Origin of the sequence: Oscillatoria sp. CS-180 (assembly GCF_028330965.1) — a bacterium.
Classification (GTDB): Bacteria; Cyanobacteriota; Cyanobacteriia; order Phormidesmidales; family Phormidesmidaceae; genus Halomicronema.
In genome coordinates, this window is record NZ_JAQMUB010000083.1 from 93216 (window position 1) to 115359 (window position 22144).

Sequence of the window (22144 nt, forward strand, 5' to 3'; positions counted from 1 at the left end):
AGTTTCTAATAGTTAACACCTGCATCCCTTTTGCGATCCCTGGGGTATACAGAGAGCGGTGGTGTATCTCTAACGTGCTAAACAATATCTCTTAAAACTGGGTATTGAGAAAGGTTCAATAAGGTGTCAGATTTTCTCAGTCGCCATTCTTCCATCGAGGATATAGGATGGCTTTTGTCTCTACTCAGTAAAAATCAGAATTCTTATGAATCCCTAACTCTAATCCCCAGCACCCTAAACTTTATTGGCTTTAAGAGAATCTAGAGACAAGTTCTCCAGTGAGCTGCATGATAGCTGATATTCAGACCAATCCTCTTCTTAAGCTTGAGCGGCAGCTACGATGGCTGTTGCCGCCGGATTTGTATGCAGCAGTGTGGGTGGATCCGTCTCCTCCAATGTTAATGAAGGTCTTTGAGCATCTGCGAACATTGCAGCACGTGCTGATCGACTACGTTCCACGCGATGTTTATGACAATCCACCGCACCCTGGCCATCCTCGCTACAGTTGGCAAGAGGGTGCCCTACTCTTTACTGATCTAGCTGGGTTTACGCCCCTGCTAGAAGCTTGTGCTTCAGAGGGATTAGTGGGCGCGGAACTACTTCTGAAAGTACTGAATAATTATTTCTCTGAGATGATTGAAATTCTCAGTAAATCCAGCGGTAATTTGTTGGAATTTACGGGAGATGCTCTGCTGGTTCAGTTTGCGACGGGGGAACCGCAACGCGATATTACTCAGGCCATCAACACAGGTTTGCGCATGCAGCGAGCCATGAAACCGTTTCAAAAAATTGCGACTTATCGAGGAGAGCTATCCCTCAATATGCGGGTGGGTATCCATGCAGGGCAATACGTGACGGCTGATATTGGAACACCGCAGCGAATGGCCCATGTTCTTTTAGGAAGAGCCGTGACGGTGGCTAAAAAAGCTGAAGGTTGTGGCCAGATTCGCCAAGTGTCGCTGACAACTTGTGTGAAGGAAAAGCTCAGCGATCGCATTCAGCTCACTCCTATCGACAACCATCACTGGTTAGTGGTCGATAATCTAAGTTCTGAGGAGCTTGGAGAATATGAAATTACCGTCGCCCGTCGCCGCAGCACCTACATGTTCTTCGACCGGAGTACTGATGGTTTACTCAATGAGATCGAAATGGCTGTACAGCGTGTAGAACCATTGACCAGCTACATGCCGCGTTCTGTGCTGCAACTGATGGTAGAAACGGCTTCCGATCGACGAATTCCGCCGGCATTTCCAACGATTGCGATCGCGTTTGTGAACTTGATGGGGCTGCCAGAGTCGGTCGATGATGCCTTACCTGAAGAAACTGCCGATCTGGTGAATTGCTTCTCCAATGCCTTCTCCCTCATCAATGGCGTTGTTGAAGTTAAAGGCGGCATTCTGCAGAAAGTTACTTATCACTCGATTGGTTCAGAAATTTTGATTCATTTCGGAGTTCTAAATCCTGATGCGAATGATTCTAAACGAGCCATTGAGACGATGAGCGCCATTCGAGACTTAGTACAGTCCATTGCGCCGCCAACCGTGCAAGGTCAGCCCATTCAGTTGACCTGCCGCATTGGACTGACCTATGGTCCCGTGTTTGCGGCTGAGATTGGAGAGCGACGCGGACGACGGGAATTCAATGTCTTAGGCGATACGGTAAACACAGCTGCTCGTATTATGAGCCGTGCCGGTGAGAATGAAATTTGGATGAATCAAGCCATGCACGATCGCATTAGCTCTGAGTTTGAGACCTATCCGTTAGGGGAATTCTGTTTAAAGGGAAAGTCCTTGCCGCAACCTATCTTTGCGCTAAAAAATTAATGTGTCTTAGGGAAGTGCTGCTGAAAGGGATAATGATGAAGTTGATCTCACTAGCGATTGCCTATGTCCCTCAGTAAAACGGCTGTTCCCTTAGACGTTATTCGCTATAACGAGCAAGGATTGGTTCCGGCGATCGTGCAGGATTATCTAGATGGCACTGTGCTGATGATGGCCTGGATGAATGTAGATTCCTTGCAGAAAACCTTGGAAACGGGCGAAACCTGGTTTTGGAGTCGCTCTCGTCAAGAGCTATGGCATAAAGGTGCAAGTTCGGGTCATCTCCAAAAAGTGCAAACCATTCGTTACGACTGTGATAGTGATGCTTTGTTAGTGACGGTTGAGCAAGTGGGTGATGTGGCCTGCCATACCGGGGAGCGAAGCTGCTTTCACCAAGTTGATGGACAGATTCAAACGCCGATGGCAGATACGCTGTCTCAAGTGTTCGCGGTTATTTGCGATCGTCAAGCGCATCCAAAAGAGGGGTCATATACCAACAAGCTACTGACTGGAGGGGACAATGCCATACTCAAAAAAATTGGTGAGGAAAGCGCTGAAGTCGTCATGGCCTGCAAAGACGATAACCCTGATGCGATCGCTGGAGAAGTTGCTGATCTGCTCTATCACACATTGGTAGCATTAGCGCATCACCAAGTTGATATCAAAGCGGTTTATCAAAAACTTCAAGCACGGCGATGATTGAGCGAGCGTGTTAAATTTTTGACAAACATCAGCCCGTATGGGGCTACACTGAGGCAGCTATTATCTACGCCTTCCTGTATATCTGTACAGAAATTGATCAAGTCAATGTAATGTGCCTGACTTTGTTCAAATCAGGTTTTCTTGAGAGGTGGCACGATATTGATGTGATTGAGTTATTCTTTGTATCGTTCTCTGAGTATTTGGGTCGTAACCTCGGTTGTTTTCCTGGCATGACAACTTGAATCAATGGTTAAGATTATCGCCCTACAAGCGTGCCGTCATGGTATCGGCTGTTCTCATCTAGTCGCTAACCTAGCCGTAATTTTGATGAACTGTGGATATCGAGTTGGCCTTCTGGAAACAGATCTTCAAGCGGGAGGAATTCGCACGCTCTTTGGGCTAGATAAATCTCTGGCACAAGATACTCAGGCTTATTGGTGGTTAAGCTCGAACGCAAAAAAGACACCCGCCCTCCAGACGGATTTGTGTCGATATGAAATTGCTTACGAAAATAAAGCGACTGGTATTTATTTGCCTGCGGTGGGTGATGGTCTCGCGGCAAATAGTGAGCAGTTTAGGGTTTGGCAAGAACGATACGATGCCGAGAAGCCGTTTGATGTTTTTCAAGGTCTGAGCCAAGACCTAGCGCTGGATTTCTTATTGGTTGATAATCAGCCTGAAATGACCAATGACAACTTGATGGGACTATCCATAGCAGATGTTTCAGTTGTTTTGATGCAGTTGGATACCTATGATTTGCAGCGAACAGCAGTTTTGCTTGAGGTCATTAAGCAGCTTGAAGTGGTTAAAACTTGGTTAGTTCCTACGCTGGTATTGCCTAGTATTGAACGTGGTGTAGTCAAGCATATGCTTGAGAATACCTATGGTTATCCGGTGGCAGGCATTCTTCATCTCAGCGATGAGATGGCTAGTTTTGCGAGCCAAGGTCTCTTTTGCCTGCACTATCCAAAGCACTTCTTGACGCAAACGATGATGACGATCGCGCATCAGTTGGAACAAGATGCCCAAGCTTTGTCCATGTTTTCAAAGCAGTCTTAGCCGCGATCTCCACTTGTAGCCGCCAGGACTCTACTGAGATATTGGAATGGTGAGCATATCTCTGCCGTAGTGTGCTAGGGCGATCGCGGCTAAAGGCAGGAACTCAATCACATGTTAGCCACTGAGTTGAGGCCAACAATGTCTTCGTAAGCTGCTATAACTGCACAGGCTGTTAAAGGGACCGTAATCAGTAGACCTAAACCGACAAGAATCAGACCACCTAAATTCAGAAGCCCTAGCAGAAGAGCAAATCCAAAAAAGCTGAACCACTTTTTCCCAACAACTTTTCTGCTAGTCTCCAGCGCAGGCCAAAAATCAAGGTTTTTATCGAGTAGGAGTGGCAGGCTAATCATGTATGAAACTGCCAGATAAATGCCAGGAATGATAACAAGAATAAAGCCTAAGGTGATAAGGACGCCGCTAATGATGGCAAGCAACAAGATAGGCAATGCGCGCTTGAACCCACCAAAGAAATCGCTGAAGGACGTGGGGCGATTCCGCGCAATTTGTAAAGCGACAATATAAAAGCCAGGTCCTAGCAGTGTTGAGAGAATATTGCCGACAATGTTCCCCCCTATCTGACCTGCTTCGGGATTACCGCTTCCCAGGGGATAAGGCAGAATGAGTGAGACAACGGCGACAATAATACCGATTAAAAGAGTGAATCCGATAAATGGGAGTGCATTAGCCTTGAAGATATCCCATCCTCGACTAAAGTACTGTCCCATCTTGAAGTCATAATCACGATTGCTAATATCAAATGCGCTCATCTTCCCGTCTCACTAAAGGACAAGTGTTAGACCAACCATATCCGAGACAAGTTGAGGCTGGGACAAGCTTTAAAAAAGTTTTTGCTTGAACAGTAATTTTTGATACTTTGTCGGGGAACTAAAGCTGCTTATAGCCTTAACTTAGGTCACAAAGAAAGGAATCATAGATGAATACCTCTGTTTACAGGTTGTTTATGGGTTCCGCTGTGCAGCCCTTGAATGCATCAAAAACTGACGTGAACTACTAGGCGTAGCGTAATGTGGGACATGTTTACTCTACCTGTGGTTGTTTCTGTTCAAGTGTCAGCATAGGTGAGTCTTGCGGCTCTATGGATACCATCTAGGACTATAGATTTCAAACAGGCAATTGAAGCTACAAAAAAACCTCTCCTATATTGAGGAGAGGTTAACTAAAATCTATGCAACTTTACTAATGCGACAGATCTAGCCGTTAACAGTAATGGTGCCGACCATCCCAGCGCCTCGGTGGGGAGCGCAGTAGTACGTATAATCACCAGTTGGCATATCCGCAGTAAAGGTTGTGGAATAGGATTCGCCTGGGGCAAAGGTGAGTTGGCTATGAGAAATCTTATCAGCCAAAGACTTATCACCAGGGCTTTGGTTTGCGTCAAATATGACGTTGTGGGGAGCCATCTTGTTGTTGACCCAAGTGACAGTATCACCAGGTTGAACGGTTAATTTTGCTGGCTGAAATACTAGCAGACCGCTGTCAGATCCCATCTTGACTTCGTAGTCGGCTGCTAAAGCGGGGGAAGCGGATATAGCAAAAGTAGCAACAGCGATAACGAGTGCTAGGCAAGCTAGACCCAAACGACTCAAAGAGCGTGCAATCTGTTTCATAAAAACCTCTAGAACAGTAGGTTGTTTTAACTGTTACTTAGAAGTTTACCTTGAAGCGCAACAAACTACACCTCCTGTAAGAAGGAGATTTTAAAATTGTCACTACCCACTTGAGCGAACGACAGCAATTTAGAGGCCGTCTTTCCTAATAGTGGCCTCTACAGTAATTTTTCCTAGCGTAGCCTATGAATCTCCATTTAGGGGAGTTTTTGCGGCGTTTGCTGTTACGTTTTGTGCAGACAAAACTAGTGCAGCCCCAACTCAACTGCAAGATCTAGATTCCTCACCATTTCAAGCTTGACGTTTCACTAATCATGATCAATAAATCGCCCCCTACAACCTGAAATCTCAGTGCTGTAGGGGGCAATGACGGATATCAGAAATTGACAAAGCTAATCCTAGCCAGAGCGGTTCATTAGGCGTTCTAGACTTCGCCTGTACCGGGTGCAGAGTAGGTGCTCTTGCCGCCGCCCCAGAGGGGTCCGATGACCTTAGGTTGCAGCAGAATATGACCTGATATTGCAACCAGATCATCCTCTGTTAAGCTCCGCATTTTAGGATAAATGTCGGTGCTTTTTAGACTTGGGTGCAGCTGAGAAATCTCAGTCAGACCATCATAAGTAGTGGGATTCTCCAGATAGTCTACAAGCGCCTCAAGATTGTTTCGCTGCGGCAGTGCACCAGCTAAACTCTCAGGGTCTAGACCCACCGTAGGATTTGTCTTGGTAATTCCTGAGGAGTGGCACGTCGCACAAGCATAGTTGAACTGCTTTCGTCCTCTTGCCACTTGTTCCAGGGAAAGAACAAGTGTATCTCCTTCTTCATTGAGCTTGATGGTGCGCGTCGCCTCATCTAGCTCTGCTGCGACGGCGGGATTGACAAAAAGCTGGCTTATGACCAAAACCGCGATCGCAGCTAGCCAAACGCATCTCTTAAGCATGGTTCTCCTCAAAGGTATTTATGGCTAGCCATTAAACAACACAGCAGACATACACATAAATGAAAGTGATTGATATTCCAGGAATTTGCAGGACTATCTTATTGCCCGAGCCAATCCTGAGAGTCAACTATCAATCTGTGTTAAGTCTTTCTCATATTGTTTATCATGCCACTGAACGGTTTTATTCCAAAGCATTTCAAAGGTTTACAGCAGCCATTTTGGATTCGTAGCGGTCTGTAAAACCTTACTGCGAGAGGGCGGTATGTGAATTAGGAGAGGCATGAAGGGATTGTATTGGAGACGATAGTACAGGTTGGTGTAGCCGAATGAGCTTGCTCAACGTTGCTTTCAGCTCTGTTCGGGGCACAATCGCATCAACAAATCCATGTTTCAGTAAATACTCAGCGGTCTGAAAATCGTCTGGTAGCTTTTCTCGCAGGGTTTGCTCGACAACTCTGCGCCCAGCAAAACCGATAGTAGCCTCAGGCTCAGCCAAAATAATATCTCCCAACATGGCAAAACTCGCTGTCACACCGCCTGTCGTTGGATGGGACAACACAGGCATATAAAGCAGTTTCGCCTCTCGATGTCGATCCAGAGCAGCGGATATCTTTGCCATCTGCATCAGGCTCAGCATGCCCTCCTGCATCCGTGCTCCCCCTGAAGCGCAGACTACTATTACGGGTAGCTCAAGTCGGGTACTATGTTCAATCATGCGAGTCAACTTTTCGCCGACTACAGAACCCATACTGCCGCCCATAAATCGGAAGTCCATTACGCCTAGCCCAACGGAAATCCCGTCAAGTTTGCCCTCTCCTGTTTGAACTGCGTCAGTCAGCTCTGTGCGAGTCTGCATATCTTGGAGGCGATCCTTATAAGCTTTGCGGTCCCTGAACTTTAGAGGATCTTGCGGCAGGATATGCGTGTCAAGTGGGTGCCAGCTACCTTCATCAATGAGCTGAGAAATGCGATCATCGCTGAAAACTCTGTGATGATGCCCACATTCGGCACACACAAGTTGATTCGCTCTTAAATCCTTGGTGTAAGTCATGACACCGCAAGCCTCACATTTAGACCAAAGGCCATCCGCAATTTCACGTTCCTGCCAGTCCTGACTGGTCGGACCAGACTTACGACGATTTGCAAACCAATCAAACAGAGACATGCTTATGAAAAAACTACTTAATAGGGAACAGCTTACCTTTCAATCCAGGCTGAAACTAATCCTATCGGTTTTGGTCGCGGTCATGCGAGGTCAATGTGTTGCTAGGTCAACATAAACAGTGTTTTATAGGGTAACGATTTTCCTCAAGAGCTATAAAATCTCACTCGGTATACTATCGCTCACATCTTTGAGAACAGGGTTTTCAGAAACTAATAACAAATCCCTATAGAAGCCCTGTAGAAGCGATTTGCCTGTCATTTTGGCGAAAATACCGAGAACTTTTATTCACTATTTTGCGAACGCAAGTCAAGGGTGCACCACTTAAACAATGAAGATTTCTAAAGCAGTTGCCTCTTCAGTCTGCAACGGCATCGCCGACGATGCTCTTAAAGACGAAGATAATGGTTTTTGGTTAGCAAGTTTGCCTACCTATGTTCAAACTGTTTGGCAGCAGCGATTTTATTGGATCCGCTGGGTGGATCGTTTGGCTGAACAAGACCAGATTGTGCAGCCTGGCGGAGAGCAGTTCCCCATGCTGTACCAGGCGTGGAAGCGCCTATATCATCAACGTTTCTTGTCTTCAGGGGATCAACATTGGAAAATCTTGAGGCAAATTGAAACGACTTGGTTTTTGGAAGATGCCCATGAGCTGCACCAAGCTGAGATAGAGGCTTGGAATTGTTATATGGATGCGATCGCCGACTATCACCAGCCCGAACTCACCATCGCGACACTTCAAGATTACGAGACAATGCTTGACCGGCTAGCGGGTGCTTGTTTTCAGCTACTCCCTTTCCTAAAAGCTCATCATCGTTTAGTCGCTCGTCGGTTTGGCATTGTCGATCAGTTTTACAACAACCTCCGGGACCTATATGAAGACGCGCAGCAGGGGGTCTGTTATTTCCCAACTGATTTACTACATCAATTTGGGTTGAATCGCCAATCCATTTTAGATTTGAGCTGTCTGAAGGAACCTGGTTTTCAGCCCCTTATGAAATATTGGGTCGAGAGCTATCTGCCTCAATTGCGCCAGCAAAACATGTCGTTGATGTTAGCAGCCGACCTTCATCCTGCATGGCAGTGTCTGACCACTTGGTTTGTCCATCGCTATATGCGAATTGAACAGGTCTTACGAGCCTGCCAGTACGATTTTGTAGCGTTTGCTAATCGCTATTGGACCGTTGTGCAGCAAGACCTCGATCAGCAGTTGGCTAAAGTAAAACAGGTGACTCTAACGGGGCGTCCCTACATTCCCATTGATGTGGCTGAGATTGCTCCATTTCTCAATGTGTCCCCAACTGTTCTAGGGATTTCAAGATATCCACACGGACCTGCCATTTCTGAAAGTGTGTTTTAGAGCCTGTCTTACCCAGACATAAAGAAGAACTGAAGATACCAGTTGATTAGGCGATCGCCCCAAAAAAGCGCGATGAAGGCTCCGAGGGTCAAAAAGGGACCGAAAGGGATCGGTGTTCTACGATTGAGTACTCCCAGGGCGATCGCGCCGCCTCCAATAAACGCACCCAAGGCACAGGCTAGGAAACTGCTGAGCAACATACCTTGCCACCCTAACCAAGCTCCTAAAAGGGCTGCAAGTTTGCCGTCACCTCCGCCCATCACCGTTTTACCCGTTAGGAACGATCCGACAAACCCAATGACTTCAAAAATCCAGAGGCCCAAAACAGCGCCGAGGATAGCCCTCATCAGCCCTTGAGCAGCGATCGCAGTTGTCCAATGGGGGCCATCGGCTGGGAGCAAGACAGTTTGCGATACTATCCCCAAGATGAGTCCCGATTGGGTGAGCTCATTGGGGAGTGTCAGCGTGTCTAAATCAATGCAGGTGAGACAGATGAGCCAACATATCAGGATCCAAACGCTTAGCGTGGTCCAAGATAGTTCAAACTGCCAGAATGTTGCTAAAAACAATAGCCCTGTGATGGCTTCAATTAGGGGATAGCGTGGCGATATACGAGTGCGGCAGTAGCGGCATCGCCCTTTCAGCCACATCCACCCCAATACAGGCACGTTGTCATAGGGACGCAACACATGATGACATTGAGGACATCGAGAGGGGGGATGCAAAAGTGAGAGCTTTTCAGGAACGCGATAGATCACAACATTGAGAAAACTACCCATGGAAGCTCCAAAGGCAAAAACAATGAAGGAAAACAGAGCGTTAATCAAATTAGGTCACGCGATCGCGCCGATGGCAGGACATTAATGCGGACTCGTGCAAGGATACCTATGGTATTAGATCGATGCTAGGCATCCAATACACCCCTGTCAGCGCTGAGTTTGACTCTCTTCGACATTAATTGGCAGAGAGAATCATCTCAGCTTGGAGTACTAATATGTATCATTGTTTTGCGAAGTTTGTTGCGGAACCTGTTTAGCGGTCTTAATGAATATCTGGTTCGATCTGATCGAGTGGAATGAAACACTCACTCGGTAATAACACAGGGGGACCACTGAAAATGAGTTTCCCTCGCCGCGTTCGGCGGCTAATCGCTACGCCAATGGGGCGTTGTACGTCGTCGGGATGGACTTCATAATAGGTTCGGTAAATATGCCGCGCTGCTTTCAGCAGTGCCGGATTGTAGACGGCAGCAGCCCCCGAAATTTCATCTGGGTAAGGCATGTGTGGCGCAGGTGGGAGCGGCTGGTGATAGCTATGCACAGCTCAGGAACCCCTAGGTTTTTTGGACAAAAGCTCAGTCAAATATAACAGGCACGCTCGCGATCGCCTGTCCAGGAACAGCTTTGCAAAACTTCTTAAGCAAGCGCATTGAGGAGAGCCTCTCCCATGCCCTGACAGCCGACTGCGGTCATACCTTCAGCCATGATATCGCCAGTCCGATATCCCTGGTCGAGAACTTTGACAACGGCATCTTCTATCTTATCGGCTGCAGCGGGTTGATGCAGGCCATAACGCAACATCATTGCCGCACTGAGTACTTGAGCGAGGGGGTTGGCTTTGTCTTGTCCGGCGATGTCAGGGGCTGAACCGTGAACTGGCTCGAATACGCCGGGTCCGTCTGCACCTATGCTAGCTGACGGCAACATGCCGATACTTCCTGTTAGCATAGCTGCCGCATCAGACAAAATATCGCCGAAGAGGTTGCCTGTAACAATAGTGTCAAATTGTTTGGGCCAACGTACGAGCTGCATAGCGGCATTGTCAACGTACAAATGGGAGAGTTCAACATTGGGGTAATCGTCAGCCAGCGCCGTGATGCGATCGCGCCATAGCTGAGATACTTCCAACACATTGGCCTTGTCCACTGAACATAGCCGTCCCTGCCGTTTTTGGGCAGTCTTAAAAGCAACCCGACCAATGCGATCGATTTCGCTGTCTTTATAAGCCATTGTGCTGACGCCGCGCTTCTCTCCTGTTTCCGTTTGGAAAATACCCTTGGGTTCACCGAAATAAATGCCGCCCGTGAGTTCACGCACGACCATGATATCGACGCCTTCGACTACCTCTTGCTTCAGCGATGAGGCGTCAATTAACTGCGGCAGAATTGTGGCGGGTCGTAAATTCGCAAACAGTTCTAGTCCTGCCCGCAGACCGAGTAGACCTGTTTCAGGGCGCTGGTGCCGGGGCAGTGAATCCCACTTGTACCCACCGATCGCGGCCAGCAGCACAGCATCGCCACCGCGACAAATGTCTAGTGTTTTTTCTGGTAAAGGTGTGCTAGTTTCATCAATCGCAACCCCACCGATTAACGCTTCCTGAAACTCAAAGTTCAGATCCAGCTGGCTGCCGACCTGCTTCATGACGTCAACTGCAACAGCCATAATTTCAGGGCCAATGCCATCGCCCGGTAGCAGCGTAATACGAAAGGTTTGCGTCATGATCCGTGGCGTCTCCCTGTGTTGACTAATCGACGTTGACTCGTAAGTGATATAGCTTTAGCCATCTAGGCGTATGCACTCCATAGCATCCCAGTGCATAGCCCATAGTCAAATAGCTCGCCGTCTTGTTCTAACGGAACTGGCAATGGCTATACTACTTCGCTTTTTGTCCGCTACATGATGTTAGAACTGAATCGCAAATCTACAGTTCAAAGTTGCAAATCGGCATAAGCGGGCGGTGGATACCCAGAGGCGTATTATCTTACGTCTAGGACAAGTTTCTCAACAAGTAGTTGCTAAATGGACGTTAGCAGCGATCGCGGGATGTATACCTATGAATTATCTCTACCTCCACGGATTCGCCTCCAGTCCTCAGTCCTCGAAGGCGCAATTTCTCAAACGTCAGCTAGCGGCTGTAGGCAAAACCTTACACATTTTGGACCTCAATCAAGACGATTTCAGCCATCTCACGCTGACTCGCCAAATCAACCAAAGTGTGGGCTGGATGCAGCTTCAAAACGAACGTCAAGAGCAGCCTCAGCCATTTACGATCATGGGTTCTAGCTTGGGTGGTCTAACGGCTACTTGGATCGCTCAGCAGCCAACTGTTCAGCCCCATATTAAGCAGCTTGTCTTGCTAGCCCCCGCGTTCCAGTTTCTCAATCAGTGGCTACCTCGGTTGGGGGCTGAGAGCATTGCCCACTGGCAGCAAACAGGTTGGCTTTCCGTCTATCACTACGGGTTAGCTCAGCAGGTGCCCCTTGCCTACGACTTTGTGGTCGATGCTGAAACGTATGACGAGCGTCAGCTAGATGCACCCATTCCAACGCTGATTCTCCACGGACAGCAGGATGAGGTCATTGACCTTCAGGCTAGCCGCGACTACGCGAGTTCTCGTCCATGGGTGACATTGGTTGAGCTAGACAGCGATCATAGTTTAGGAAGTGTTCAGCCCAAGCTGTGGGAAGAAATGCGATCGTTCCTCAACATTGGGATGCAGCTTTGGAATCAAAAAACTTGATATATTTGCGTATGGTTAACATCTATATTGCAAATCATGGGTCTTAAAAATACAAATATTGGCGACAGCATAGTTATCATTTCCGGTGCAATAGTTGCTTTAGCTACTCTGGGGCTGTTGTTTGCCGCAGTACTTGCTGATTGGGATCAGATAACGGCTACGCTCTGTGGTTTTTTCCCTGAATTTTGTAGCGATGACGATGGCAAAAATTCTCATTGGATAGCAGTAAGAACCGGAGAGCCAATTCCCGCTAAAGCCATAGATACCGGTGATGAACGCACATCCTATCAAGAAGTTGGCAAGCCAGATGATCTGCATAAACTGTATGTTTGTATGGCTGACAACAAGATTGGGAAAGTTGGAGCCTCAGGACGGTGTGATATTCCGTACTACCGAATTAATACAAAGAGAAACAGTGAAAAGGACTTATTGAAAAACAGATCAACAGAAAACTTTTCAAGCTACAAGATTCTTGTTGATCCAGAGAGCGAACTGTACTGGGAGGATGCAAATTACTCGGGTACAGCCTTTGCTGTTGAAGCTTCTGATGACTTACGTCCAGCGGTAGGTGACTCTCTATCTATATGCAAAGCTTATTATTCGGCTCGTAATGAAGTAGGAGAAGATAAAGATGGATGGCACCCTGGATTTGTCGATAAAAGGATTGATAAATGTATTTTTGTTTGGGATGACGACCGGGTAGGATTTGACACGATTGAAAAATATGAACTACTTTTTAAGAGGGAGCAATAGTATGCTTCTATATGTTGACTATTTTACATAATTCATTTTCTTTATTGATCAACTAGATTAACTAGAAATTGGCGAAAAATTTGAATTTAAGTTATTAAAAAAGTAACTGGTAACCCGCGTTATTCCAAGCAAAAGAGAAACTATTCTCTCAAGAGTAGAAAAAATAGGACGCCATCCGTGTTGATTTGTCCAGCTTGTTCTCCGGCAGCATGGCCGCTACCGATAAAAATATCAACGCGCCCGGGTCCTTGAATTGCACCTCCAGTGTCTTGATTGAGGACATAGCGGCTGCTGGGAGAGGGTTGCCATTGACCCGATTCAGTGGGTTGAGGCCAGTCGAGATTGATGAGCGCGATCGCGCCTGCTGGCATCAATGTTTTATCTGTTGCAATAGATCGCCCAGCAGTGACTGGAACAGAAAAGGTGCCCGTGGGGGGACCCCCTGAGGTTTCTCGGAAGAAGACGAAGCGATTATTGCGGGGCAGGTACACGTCCAAGTCTTCAGGATGTGCTTGGAAATAGGCTAGTAGCCGCTCTAATGTCATTCCCGCTTCAGGAACTTTGTCATCGTTGATCAGTTCGCGTCCAATGCTGACGTAGTCATACTCTGTACGTCCCGCATAGCCAACGGATAGGAAAGAGCCATCCGTGAGCTGTAGCCTTGCCGATCCCTGGACCTGAACGAGGAATGCTTCTAGGCGATCGCGCATCCACACCAATTCCAGTCCAGCCAAGGGCCCCTGATGACTCTGCAAGCCATCCGTGCCTTCTAGCTCCACACGGGTTGGATGAGGTTTGGTCCAGTCATCCAAATTTTGAGGTCGCTGATAGAGGGGATAGCGATACTCTGTGGTTGGAATCAGGCTGGCTTGGTAAGACGGCTCAAAATAGCCTGTGAAGTGAACCGTTCCTTCGCTGTCATTACCAATGGATTGATAAAGGAGAAACTCTCGCTGAATTGCCTCGTGGAAAGACTCTGGGGAAGAACTAGTGATCAGCAGTGTGCGAAAGCGCTGTAGACTGCGGCGGACGCGATCGCGCGTGATACCAGGAATTGGATAATTCTCGTACGCGACTTCAGCCGCCGGAGTGTCTAAAAACGATAGGCTGTGGGCGATCGCGGTCAGTAACCTCAATTGGGCGGAGGTGTTGTTCTCTTCCCAAAGAGCGTCGTCAATAACAGATCCCTCCGGCCATTCCTCTACAGCTGTCAGGGGAACAAGAGGTGTTGTCAGAGGTGTCGTTAGTGTTTCCTCTGGCGGCTCTGGCAGTGAGTTAACTGACGGTTCCGCAAAGGCGCTCTCCAAGCCCAAAACGCTGAGGAGACTCAACAGGGCGAGCGATCGCTTGCAAATCAGTGTTTGAGATAAACTCATCAAAATCGTTCAACACTGGAGCTAAAGACAGGTTCAACTCGAATGGCTAGGAGACGGGAAGGGCGAATGACCATGTATTCACCAGGGTTAATCTTAGGAACTGGAACGCTGATGAATTCTTCTGACGTGGCCTTTGGCATTAGCTCGCCGCTGTACCATTTCTGAAATTCTTGAATGGTTGAAAATCTCACTTCTTCGTGATGTCCGCCATCAAAGAGCATGTGAATGATGTATTCGCTGGGCGTTCTTGGCATCGTACTCCCCGTTTTCTCAAACGCTGCCCTGACGTGGGCTGCTGGAACAGACAAATTGTACCCACGGATGAGCACATCGATTACGAGGCATTGTACCAATACGTGAAAAACGGTTGTTGTGCACCGGCAAGGCGCAACCTGGGATCGTGGCTAATGTCACAATGTCCAGATGACAGAGAATTTTGGTTCTTAGGAGGCCATGTCTGTGCACAATGACCCAGAGCAAGTTCTAGCTGATACGCTTCATCAGTTGTCCAGTCAAACTAGTGATATGGGTTTAGTGGGCGATCGCCAGTTGTACCTACAGACAGACCCGATGATTGATTGGCAGCATCCTGAGATCATGCGCTTGGCGGAACAGCTTGCTGCGAAGGGGAATACGCCAATCGGCATCGCTAAGGTCTGCTTTGAGTGGGTCAGAGATGAGATCTACCACAGTTCGGATTATCAGATGAATCCGGTGACGTGTCGTGCTTCCGATGTCTTGAAACATCGCACCGGATACTGTTTTGCCAAGAGTCATTTACTGGCAGCCTTACTGAGGGCTAATCAAATTCCAGCAGGATTTTGCTATCAGCGGTTAAGCATTCACGACGACGGTGCTCCCTACAGCCTGCATGGCTTTAATGCTATCTATCTACCGGATATTGGCTGGTATAGGCTGGATGCCAGAGGGAATAAAGCAGGGATCAACGCTCAATTTAATCCACCTGAAGAGCAGCTAGCGTATTCGACTCAGCTGCCGGGCGAAGTTGATTTTAGTGCTATTCTGCCTCGACCGTTAGCAGTCGTTGTCTCAGCTCTGCAAAGCTGTAACAATTGGAACGATATGCTTCTCAACCTGCCAGACGTTGCCGATCTGCGGAGATCAGAGGCAGTGCAATAAACACTCAACCTGTTCTGATCAAAGATTGCAATTGCATCAAACAGCTTGGGCTGTCCAAAACCATCATGCTCAGTCTATACGTTATGCAACTTTGCCGAATGCTGTCAACGATGGATACTGCCGTCTGGCATAGTGGTGCCTTTGAGAATCGTGTCGACGAATGTGGCGCTGCTCAGCTCTGCTCGGGTTAAAACGGCATCTGTGAGGTCAGTTTCAGTCAAGTTAGCCCGACCTAAATAGGCTTCGATTAAAGTAGCGGCTTTGAGATTGGCTCGGGTCAGTTCTGCTCGGCTGAGATCTGACAAGTTCAGGTTGGCCCGGGTCAGAACCGTATCCTGCATGGACGTATGAGATAACACGGCACCCGAAAGACGAATATCGTGCATATTCGCCTTATCGAGATTGGCACCGGATAAATCAACTCGGTTAGCCAGCGCGCTAGTGAGGTCGGTTTGTTGCAAGTTGGTTTCAGACATCAGTGCGTCGCTCAAGTTGGCATTTTTGAGGCAAGCACTGTCTAAATTGGCGCCATGCAAATCAGCACCTTGGAAGCTCACGTTTGCTAGGTTTGCAGCACTGAGGTCGACATAGGCTAGGTTCGCGCCGCGTAGATTAGCGCCTTCCAAATCCGCTTCTCGCAAATTGGCTCCTCGCAAATTGGCCACATATTTGCGGTCTTCCTGCCGTAGATTGGCTCCTCGCAGACATGCTCCCGCTAAGTTGGCTCCGCTGAGGTCGGCATTTCTCAAATCCGCTTCTAATAAATTGGCGTCCATCAGGTCTGCCAACGTCAAATTAGCACTCCTCAAATCTGTTCCTTGCAAACTAGCGCCGTGAAGATTGGCGTCACTAAGGTTTGCTTTGGTTAAATTAGCCTGATTTAGATTGGCCCCTGCCAGCTGTGCCTTAGAGAGATTTGACTGTTGAAAATTAACCCGGGTTAGATAAGCGAGTGTCAAATCGGCATTCTCCATATCTGCAAACTGCAAATTGATGCCGATTAGATCTGATTTAGAAAGATCAATACCAATAAGAACAGCACCTTTGAAGTTGGTTTCACCAGAAGCATAGCGGTTCAGAAGATCTTGAGGATTCATGGGGGTGGGGCCAATAGAGCCGCAATGGGCTAAGGCGAGGAGCAAAGGAACTGATTGCTAATTGGAAAGGAATAAGCAGTCACCTAAGGATAAAACGGTTTCATCGCTTGCAAGATAGCACCTGCTGTTTGAATATTTTCACCAACATTATCGACGCAATGACACATAATTGTCAGCTTACTCTCTAGGTCTGCAAAGGTTTTGCAATATTGGAAAGTGTCTTGAACGAGGTCATCTAATGATTTTGATTTGAGTGTGATCCAGTCCTGTGGGGTAGAAGCGAAAGGGCTACGTACGGTCGAAAGCAGAAGAATCTTAGCCCGCAGCGGATTGGTGTAGCGCATAATTTCCAACCGCAAGTCGAATAGATTGGCGCGATCGCGGGACTTGGTGGGTGCCGAAGCGGTATCGCTATTGCCGTCAGCCGGACGCTGATCGTCAGTTTGAGCATCCGTATTTTCCAAAGAAAGCTCTACCTGTTCCCACCGAGTCAGTGAGGTAGGATTCTCTTCGCTAAATGAGGTTTCATCTCCCATCATCATTGTTTGGCTGCCGTCAGAAACATCCAACGACGTTTCTTCTTGTGGTTTATCCGAAAAGCCGATGGAGGTGCCATAGAGGGGATGAAACGCCTCTGAGATCATTAAAGCCAGCTGGGTGTAGCGATTTTGCCGATTCAAACGCTTGACAATGCGTTCCAAATGGTAAGTCAGGTCAGCTTCAGTAGGGGCGATCTGATGCACATCAGCGACTAGATCATCTAATGTGTGGAGTGACAGCGTGGCGGGATCGTTTTCCCATACTGTGTGGACCAACGCATATAAAAGTTTCTTGATCCGTAGGCGATCAGCATGTCGCGAAAGATTGTGAGCGACTTCTCGATAATATTCACGCATTTGAGCCGTCGATGTTTTTTCAGAATCGCTGGCAGCGTCCTCTGCCTCGTAGTAGACAGGTTCCAGTGCAACCAGGATGGTATCGGTCACCGCTAGGTACACTTCTTTATGGTTCAACCGAGAAGCCATTGCCTGCAAGGCTTTCTCTAGAGAAATCAGCGTATGGTGTCGCTGGTGTAGCTTTTCGAGGAGAGACAGCAGTTCAAACTGAGCTAGAACTTTGGGATCGTTTTCCCATACACCCTGATAGGTACCGAAAATCAGCTTTTTAATGCGACGGATTTGAGAATCTTGTTCTAAAGCTTGAGTGGCGATCGCGAGTGGTGACTGAGGAATGCCCCCGGCCTGAGCCGATGATTCAGAGACAACCATCGTGGCAGATTGCCCAAAGGGCGGAATTTGAAAGGCTGTGACACGCTCTTGAATGTTTTTTAACTTCAACGGCCCTAAAGGAGTCACATTAATGTCGACGCGAGCTTTCACAACGTCGTACACCGTCTGAGAAATGCAGATACCGCCTGGTGCAGATTTCGTTTGTAGCCGTGCTGCAATGTTGACACCATTGCCTAGAACGTCTTCATGACTGAAGAGGACATCGCCTAGATGAATACCGATGCGATGTTGAAGGTATTCTTCTAACGGTAGCCCTTCAGCAAGTTTTGCTAATTGCTTTTGGATCTCTTTGCTACACAAAACAGCTTGTACAGCACTGTAGAAAGACATCAGGAGACCGTCACCAGTGGACTTTAAGACCTGTCCCCCATAGCGAGCACACAACTCACTAATTAAGTTGAGATCTCTCTGGATGAGTGCAAGCGTGCCTTCCTCATCAACTGACATACGAGCGCTGAAGCTAACTGCATCGGTTAATACGATGGCAGCCAAGGCTCTTTCAGTAGCGGATTGGGCACTGCTTAACTTCATATTATTCAGACGCTGACGACAAGAAACTCAGGACGTCGCTTTTATCTTGCCCGATTTGGACATCAACACAGCAAGCAATTTTACGGAAGTCCATAAGGGTGTAGACGTGTACATTTCCAAGAATCACCACGGAGGATCGCTGAACTTCTTGAAAGTCTGATACGTCTACCCTTTTTCTTAAAGATTGTCTATGGAAAACGGCTGATTAAAACAGCCTATATTGAGCTACCAATAAGCCCTGTCTCCACCAAACTATGGACTGAGATATTCGATGTGTCAATGCAGATCTATCCAAGGACTGCTGACTACATCCGGTAAGATGCGATGGTTCTAAAAAGATAGTATGCGTTTCCTGGCTACGGCAAGCAGAAAACGGCCACTTTATTTTGATGGTTTTGATTACTATACGGAGATGCGTGAGGGATATGGACTTAGGGGTGGAAAAAAGTGATCAAAATCACGCATTTTTGTGATTCCCAATGTTTATTGGGCAACTATGCAAAAGGCCCGGCGATCTGCCGAGCCTTTTGCTGCACCCTAAAATCTAAATATAGATCTGATTAGTGCTCCTTAAATCAAGTAATGGATGACGGAAGCTGTATCGAAATTCAGCTTTATAGAGCAGAGGGATAAATTTCATCCGCAACAAATACTGGCCGGCTTTCATACTCTGCTTCGACTTCCTGCTGCAGTTCAATATCCCACGTTAACTCATAGTCTCTGTCAAATTCTGCATAGACAAAGGGACGGAGAGTACCCGTGACAACAACTTCTTCGCCTTGAGGATAAGCGATCGCAGTGTCGGGGCTGACAACGAGCAAATCTTCTTCCCCAAAGAGAACCTCTTCATCCAAAGTGATGACGTTGTCAGACATCACAAGATCGACTTCTCCTTCAACAGCAATTCGCTTACCATAGTAGTCCTCAGGGCGCTCATTAATGTCGTCGGGATCAGGTGCTAGTGCTAGAGATTGAGCGATGATAACAGGCTGTTCTTCATAATCGCCAAAGAGGTCTGGCTCTAGTTCTAGATCATACTCCTGCTCTACATCAGCTAGAACAAATTCTCTGACTTCACCCGTTACTTGAACGTCTGTACCCTCGCCTTCAACCAACGTCAAACCTTCGCCTGATGCATTGATGACTAGAATCCTTTCACCACCAAACAGCTGATCTTCATCTAGCAAGAAAGCGTATTCGCCAACTAGTTCCTCAGCTTCTTCGCGAACGGTAACGGTTTGACCAATATAGTCCTCTACGCTACCCGTGACTTCTTCAGCCGTCACATTGTTTTCTTCTGCAGCTTCAATAGGGTCTTCAGCGACTTCGGTGGAGTTGCTGCAGGCTGGCAAGACGACAGACGCCGTCAGCAGCGCGACTGCTCCAGTTAACTTAAACGCTTTTGACAAAAAACCTCTGTTACTCTTGTCAATACTCATCTAAAACTCCTAATTACTTCATTAAAGTCACAGCCCAAATAGATTTCTCATCCCTGACTAAGCACTAGAACAGCCTTGCTCTTTGGTTAGAGGTGTGATTGCTGACTTGTGCTATGGGCTATTTCCTCCCATGACCCACGTCTACGCCATGGAAAGCTCAACTTTATTCCCACCAATTTTACTGAGAGCAGAGAGCCTGTAGCCTCTGCCAGACACAGGATTCAGCTTTCTATTTACCTATCCGAAAGACGTATTTTGGCCGCTTTCTTAGTGTTTTTAGAATGATGCTGAGGGAATTTTCGATAGAACGCGGATATCACCATGTAGGTAGCGTAGGCGATAAATCCAAGGGCGATCGCACTGAGCCAGAGTGCTCCAAATCTTTGTTCGCCTAATTGAGCAAGGGTTTCTCCCAAGCCTCCAGCAAGATTATTCTCGATATGAAAGGCCGCTAGAACCAGGTAAGAGCCAACCAGAATAAACCCTACACCTCGGGCCGTGAACCCTATTTTGCCAAGCAGCACTGTCCATTGTTTAACCGTACGATGGAATTCTGTTTGAAAGCGGCTGATAAAACTGCCTGAAAATGCGCCATAAATATAGGCGCAGCCAATGCCAATAACGAATAAACCCGCTATCAAAACTACCCACGGACCAATGGGCCAGTCAAACAGCACTGCGGTCGCGTCCTCTACCGTGTCATCAAAATCGATAGCTAATCCAATGGCAACTTGACCTGCGGTATAAGCCACACCTAGATACGTTAAACCACTGCACAAATATCCCAACCGCTGCACAAGACTGTGAAGACTAAGGCTGTCGTCATGACTAGGATCTAACACAGCTTGAACGATTCTCCATAGGACATACCCTAATAGTCCAAAGGCTAGAAACGTAAGGATAAAACTGCCTGCAAAACGGTCATCTAAAATGTCCATGACTGCCTTACTGCCGCCTATTTCACGGGCAGCATTCCCTAAGCTGCGAAGAGTTAGCAAGCCGATGAGGCCATAGAGTGCTCCTTTAGCGGCATGGCCTATCCGCATCCAAAGTCGCCCAAATCGACTCCGTAGCGCTAAGTGAAGCCCATTCCGAAAAAGGATTAACACCTGCTGGATTCGACGAAGTGGCCATTTGCTGCGACGCATAAAATTAGGTCAGCTTAGGGTTAGTCAGCATTTCAATAACTGACCTTTTTGAAATGACTACTCGCACCACTGGACAGACCACTGCTGTCTGTTCAAGAAAAGTAAGGATGCGATCGCCACAAACGTAATGGCAGTCGTTATCGTCTCAATATTCTACGACCCCGGTAAAAAAGACATCTGCCCTAATGGGTAGCGACTGGGTGATATTATCGCTTTGGCCATCTAGGCTTGTGCACGCAACAGCGTTTAGGTGTTCAGCTCATAGCCCAATGGCTCACCGTCTTGTCCTAACAGAGCTGGCAACGGCTATAAAAAACAGTGGCTTTGCACAGAATAAATATTCTTGGAGAGACTAGCAGTGACCGAGAGACACTTGCGATTGTATCCCTCGGATCAAAAAGTCAACTTGGCTTAGACGCTCAACTCTAGTCAAGATAAACAGAGCCAGATTCGCTGACGACGATACTTCCCATTTGAGTCAAAATTGAGTCAGCAGGCAAGAACTCAACAGTCACCATATCTTGATTAGATTGAGCAGAAACGACAGCTGCTCGTGTCAAGCCACCATCTAGTTGTCTGAAGCCAACTTGAGCGGGTAAATCCAGTCCCATCAGGCTAAATTCTTCTTCAGGTTGAAGCGCTACATATCGGCCTGTGTTTGGGATCATGAACGACACAACTGAGGGTGTTCCATTCACCAAGGTCATATCGACTGCTCCCCTAATCGGGCTGACAAACGCATCAGGCGTTTTACGAACTTCAACCGCTGGAAACTGTGCCAATATCTCAGGTGACGCCTCTTGCCTCGAATTAACAATGTCCTGAGCTTTTACAGGCACATTGACTGCAAGAGAGGCTGTAGTCGCAAGTGCGCTAGTCAACACAGTCAACATCGCTTTCTGACTGATTATCATAAGTCTTCCTCCGTGTTTCTAAGTTAAAAACAGAAGGCTATAAAGTCTTTATTGTTTAATCTACTAACTTAAGGCCAGTGGCTTACGCTTATGACCTATTGACTGCTTAAAACTAAGCCCTCAACCGCTATCAGGACTTACACAAGTGAGCTTTAAACTTGAGGACCGACGCAAGACAAGCGTTATTCACTTCACTACTTCACTGACACACGTTCTGCATGAGTCCTAACTACTCAAGACTTCTATAACCTTCTGATTACAGAT

Annotated in this window: 21 protein-coding genes; 7 read left to right on the forward strand and 14 right to left on the reverse strand. The window is 47.4% G+C overall.

Going from position 1 to position 22144, the window contains the following annotated elements; all coding sequences use genetic code 11:
- Positions 1-287 precede the first annotated feature (287 nt).
- The 3 genes from PN498_RS20750 (at position 288) to PN498_RS20760 (ending at position 3581) form a co-directional block, all read left to right on the forward strand.
- Entirely contained in the window at positions 288-1823 is a 1536-nt protein-coding gene (locus tag PN498_RS20750; RefSeq protein WP_272065314.1) for an adenylate/guanylate cyclase domain-containing protein, read from the forward strand.
- Positions 1824-1886: 63 nt separating this feature from the next.
- Positions 1887-2519, forward strand: a complete 633-nt coding sequence (gene hisIE, locus PN498_RS20755) for a bifunctional phosphoribosyl-AMP cyclohydrolase/phosphoribosyl-ATP diphosphatase HisIE (RefSeq protein ID WP_272065315.1) — start codon at positions 1887-1889, stop codon at positions 2517-2519.
- A 249-nt stretch (positions 2520-2768) separates the two neighbouring features.
- A complete protein-coding gene (locus PN498_RS20760; protein WP_272065316.1) occupies positions 2769-3581 on the forward strand; it encodes a MinD/ParA family ATP-binding protein in 813 nt (270 codons plus the stop codon).
- A 107-nt stretch (positions 3582-3688) separates the two neighbouring features.
- On the opposite strand, the gene PN498_RS20765 is transcribed toward PN498_RS20760, so the two are convergent.
- The 4 genes from PN498_RS20765 to accD form a co-directional block, all read right to left on the reverse strand.
- Positions 3689-4351, reverse strand: coding sequence for a hypothetical protein (locus PN498_RS20765; RefSeq protein WP_272065317.1), 663 nt, complete (start codon positions 4349-4351; stop codon positions 3689-3691).
- Positions 4352-4795: 444 nt separating this feature from the next.
- The gene (gene petE / locus PN498_RS20770; protein WP_272065318.1) at positions 4796-5212 is read right to left on the reverse strand and encodes a plastocyanin; all 417 of its coding nucleotides are present in this window, start codon (positions 5210-5212) and stop codon (positions 4796-4798) included.
- A gap of 424 nt (positions 5213-5636) precedes the next feature.
- Positions 5637-6152, reverse strand: a complete 516-nt coding sequence (gene psbV / locus PN498_RS20775; RefSeq protein ID WP_272065319.1) for a photosystem II cytochrome c-550 — start codon at positions 6150-6152, stop codon at positions 5637-5639.
- Positions 6153-6396: 244 nt separating this feature from the next.
- The gene (gene accD / locus PN498_RS20780; protein ID WP_272065320.1) at positions 6397-7317 is read right to left on the reverse strand and encodes an acetyl-CoA carboxylase, carboxyltransferase subunit beta; all 921 of its coding nucleotides are present in this window, start codon (positions 7315-7317) and stop codon (positions 6397-6399) included.
- A gap of 328 nt (positions 7318-7645) precedes the next feature.
- On the opposite strand from accD, the gene PN498_RS20785 reads away from it, so the two are divergent.
- Complete coding sequence (locus PN498_RS20785; protein WP_272065321.1) at positions 7646-8674, forward strand: squalene/phytoene synthase family protein; 1029 nt, start codon at positions 7646-7648, stop codon at positions 8672-8674.
- A gap of 8 nt (positions 8675-8682) precedes the next feature.
- Here PN498_RS20785 and PN498_RS20790 read toward each other — a convergent pair whose 3' ends face one another.
- From PN498_RS20790 to leuB, 3 genes are all read right to left on the reverse strand, one after another.
- Positions 8683-9453 carry a prepilin peptidase gene (locus PN498_RS20790; RefSeq protein ID WP_272065322.1) on the reverse strand — a complete coding sequence of 257 codons (771 nt, stop codon included), beginning with the start codon at positions 9451-9453 and terminating at the stop codon, positions 8683-8685.
- Positions 9454-9715: 262 nt separating this feature from the next.
- On the reverse strand, positions 9716-9955 hold the full coding sequence (locus PN498_RS20795; protein WP_272065323.1) for a hypothetical protein: 240 nt from the start codon (positions 9953-9955) through the stop codon (positions 9716-9718).
- A gap of 134 nt (positions 9956-10089) precedes the next feature.
- The gene (gene leuB, locus PN498_RS20800; RefSeq protein WP_272065324.1) at positions 10090-11172 is read right to left on the reverse strand and encodes a 3-isopropylmalate dehydrogenase; all 1083 of its coding nucleotides are present in this window, start codon (positions 11170-11172) and stop codon (positions 10090-10092) included.
- A gap of 334 nt (positions 11173-11506) precedes the next feature.
- Between leuB and PN498_RS20805 the strand changes: the two genes are divergently transcribed.
- Together PN498_RS20805 and PN498_RS20810 are read left to right on the forward strand one after the other, a co-directional pair.
- Positions 11507-12193, forward strand: a complete 687-nt coding sequence (locus PN498_RS20805; RefSeq protein ID WP_272065325.1) for a YqiA/YcfP family alpha/beta fold hydrolase — start codon at positions 11507-11509, stop codon at positions 12191-12193.
- Positions 12194-12229: 36 nt separating this feature from the next.
- On the forward strand, positions 12230-12946 hold the full coding sequence (locus tag PN498_RS20810; protein WP_272065326.1) for a hypothetical protein: 717 nt from the start codon (positions 12230-12232) through the stop codon (positions 12944-12946).
- 140 nt (positions 12947-13086) lie between these two features.
- On the opposite strand, the gene mltA is transcribed toward PN498_RS20810, so the two are convergent.
- Positions 13087-14322 carry a murein transglycosylase A gene (mltA, locus tag PN498_RS20815; protein ID WP_272065327.1) on the reverse strand — a complete coding sequence of 412 codons (1236 nt, stop codon included), beginning with the start codon at positions 14320-14322 and terminating at the stop codon, positions 13087-13089.
- On the reverse strand, positions 14322-14576 hold the full coding sequence (locus PN498_RS20820; RefSeq protein WP_272065328.1) for a hypothetical protein: 255 nt from the start codon (positions 14574-14576) through the stop codon (positions 14322-14324). Before PN498_RS20820 ends, mltA begins: the two co-directional genes overlap by 1 nt.
- A gap of 199 nt (positions 14577-14775) precedes the next feature.
- On the opposite strand from PN498_RS20820, the gene PN498_RS20825 reads away from it, so the two are divergent.
- Entirely contained in the window at positions 14776-15462 is a 687-nt protein-coding gene (locus tag PN498_RS20825) for a transglutaminase-like domain-containing protein (protein WP_272065329.1), read from the forward strand.
- A 104-nt stretch (positions 15463-15566) separates the two neighbouring features.
- Here the strand turns inward: PN498_RS20825 and PN498_RS20830 are convergent, their stop codons facing one another.
- The 5 genes from PN498_RS20830 to PN498_RS20850 form a co-directional block, all read right to left on the reverse strand.
- The gene (locus PN498_RS20830; RefSeq protein WP_272065330.1) at positions 15567-16559 is read right to left on the reverse strand and encodes a pentapeptide repeat-containing protein; all 993 of its coding nucleotides are present in this window, start codon (positions 16557-16559) and stop codon (positions 15567-15569) included.
- 83 nt (positions 16560-16642) lie between these two features.
- On the reverse strand, positions 16643-18379 hold the full coding sequence (locus tag PN498_RS20835; RefSeq protein ID WP_272065331.1) for an adenylate/guanylate cyclase domain-containing protein: 1737 nt from the start codon (positions 18377-18379) through the stop codon (positions 16643-16645).
- A 614-nt stretch (positions 18380-18993) separates the two neighbouring features.
- Complete coding sequence (locus PN498_RS20840) at positions 18994-19818, reverse strand: hypothetical protein (RefSeq protein WP_272065332.1); 825 nt, start codon at positions 19816-19818, stop codon at positions 18994-18996.
- A gap of 233 nt (positions 19819-20051) precedes the next feature.
- Entirely contained in the window at positions 20052-20966 is a 915-nt protein-coding gene (locus tag PN498_RS20845) for a DUF1206 domain-containing protein (protein ID WP_272065333.1), read from the reverse strand.
- Positions 20967-21391: 425 nt separating this feature from the next.
- Positions 21392-21880, reverse strand: coding sequence for a hypothetical protein (locus PN498_RS20850; RefSeq protein WP_272065334.1), 489 nt, complete (start codon positions 21878-21880; stop codon positions 21392-21394).
- Positions 21881-22144 lie beyond the last annotated feature (264 nt).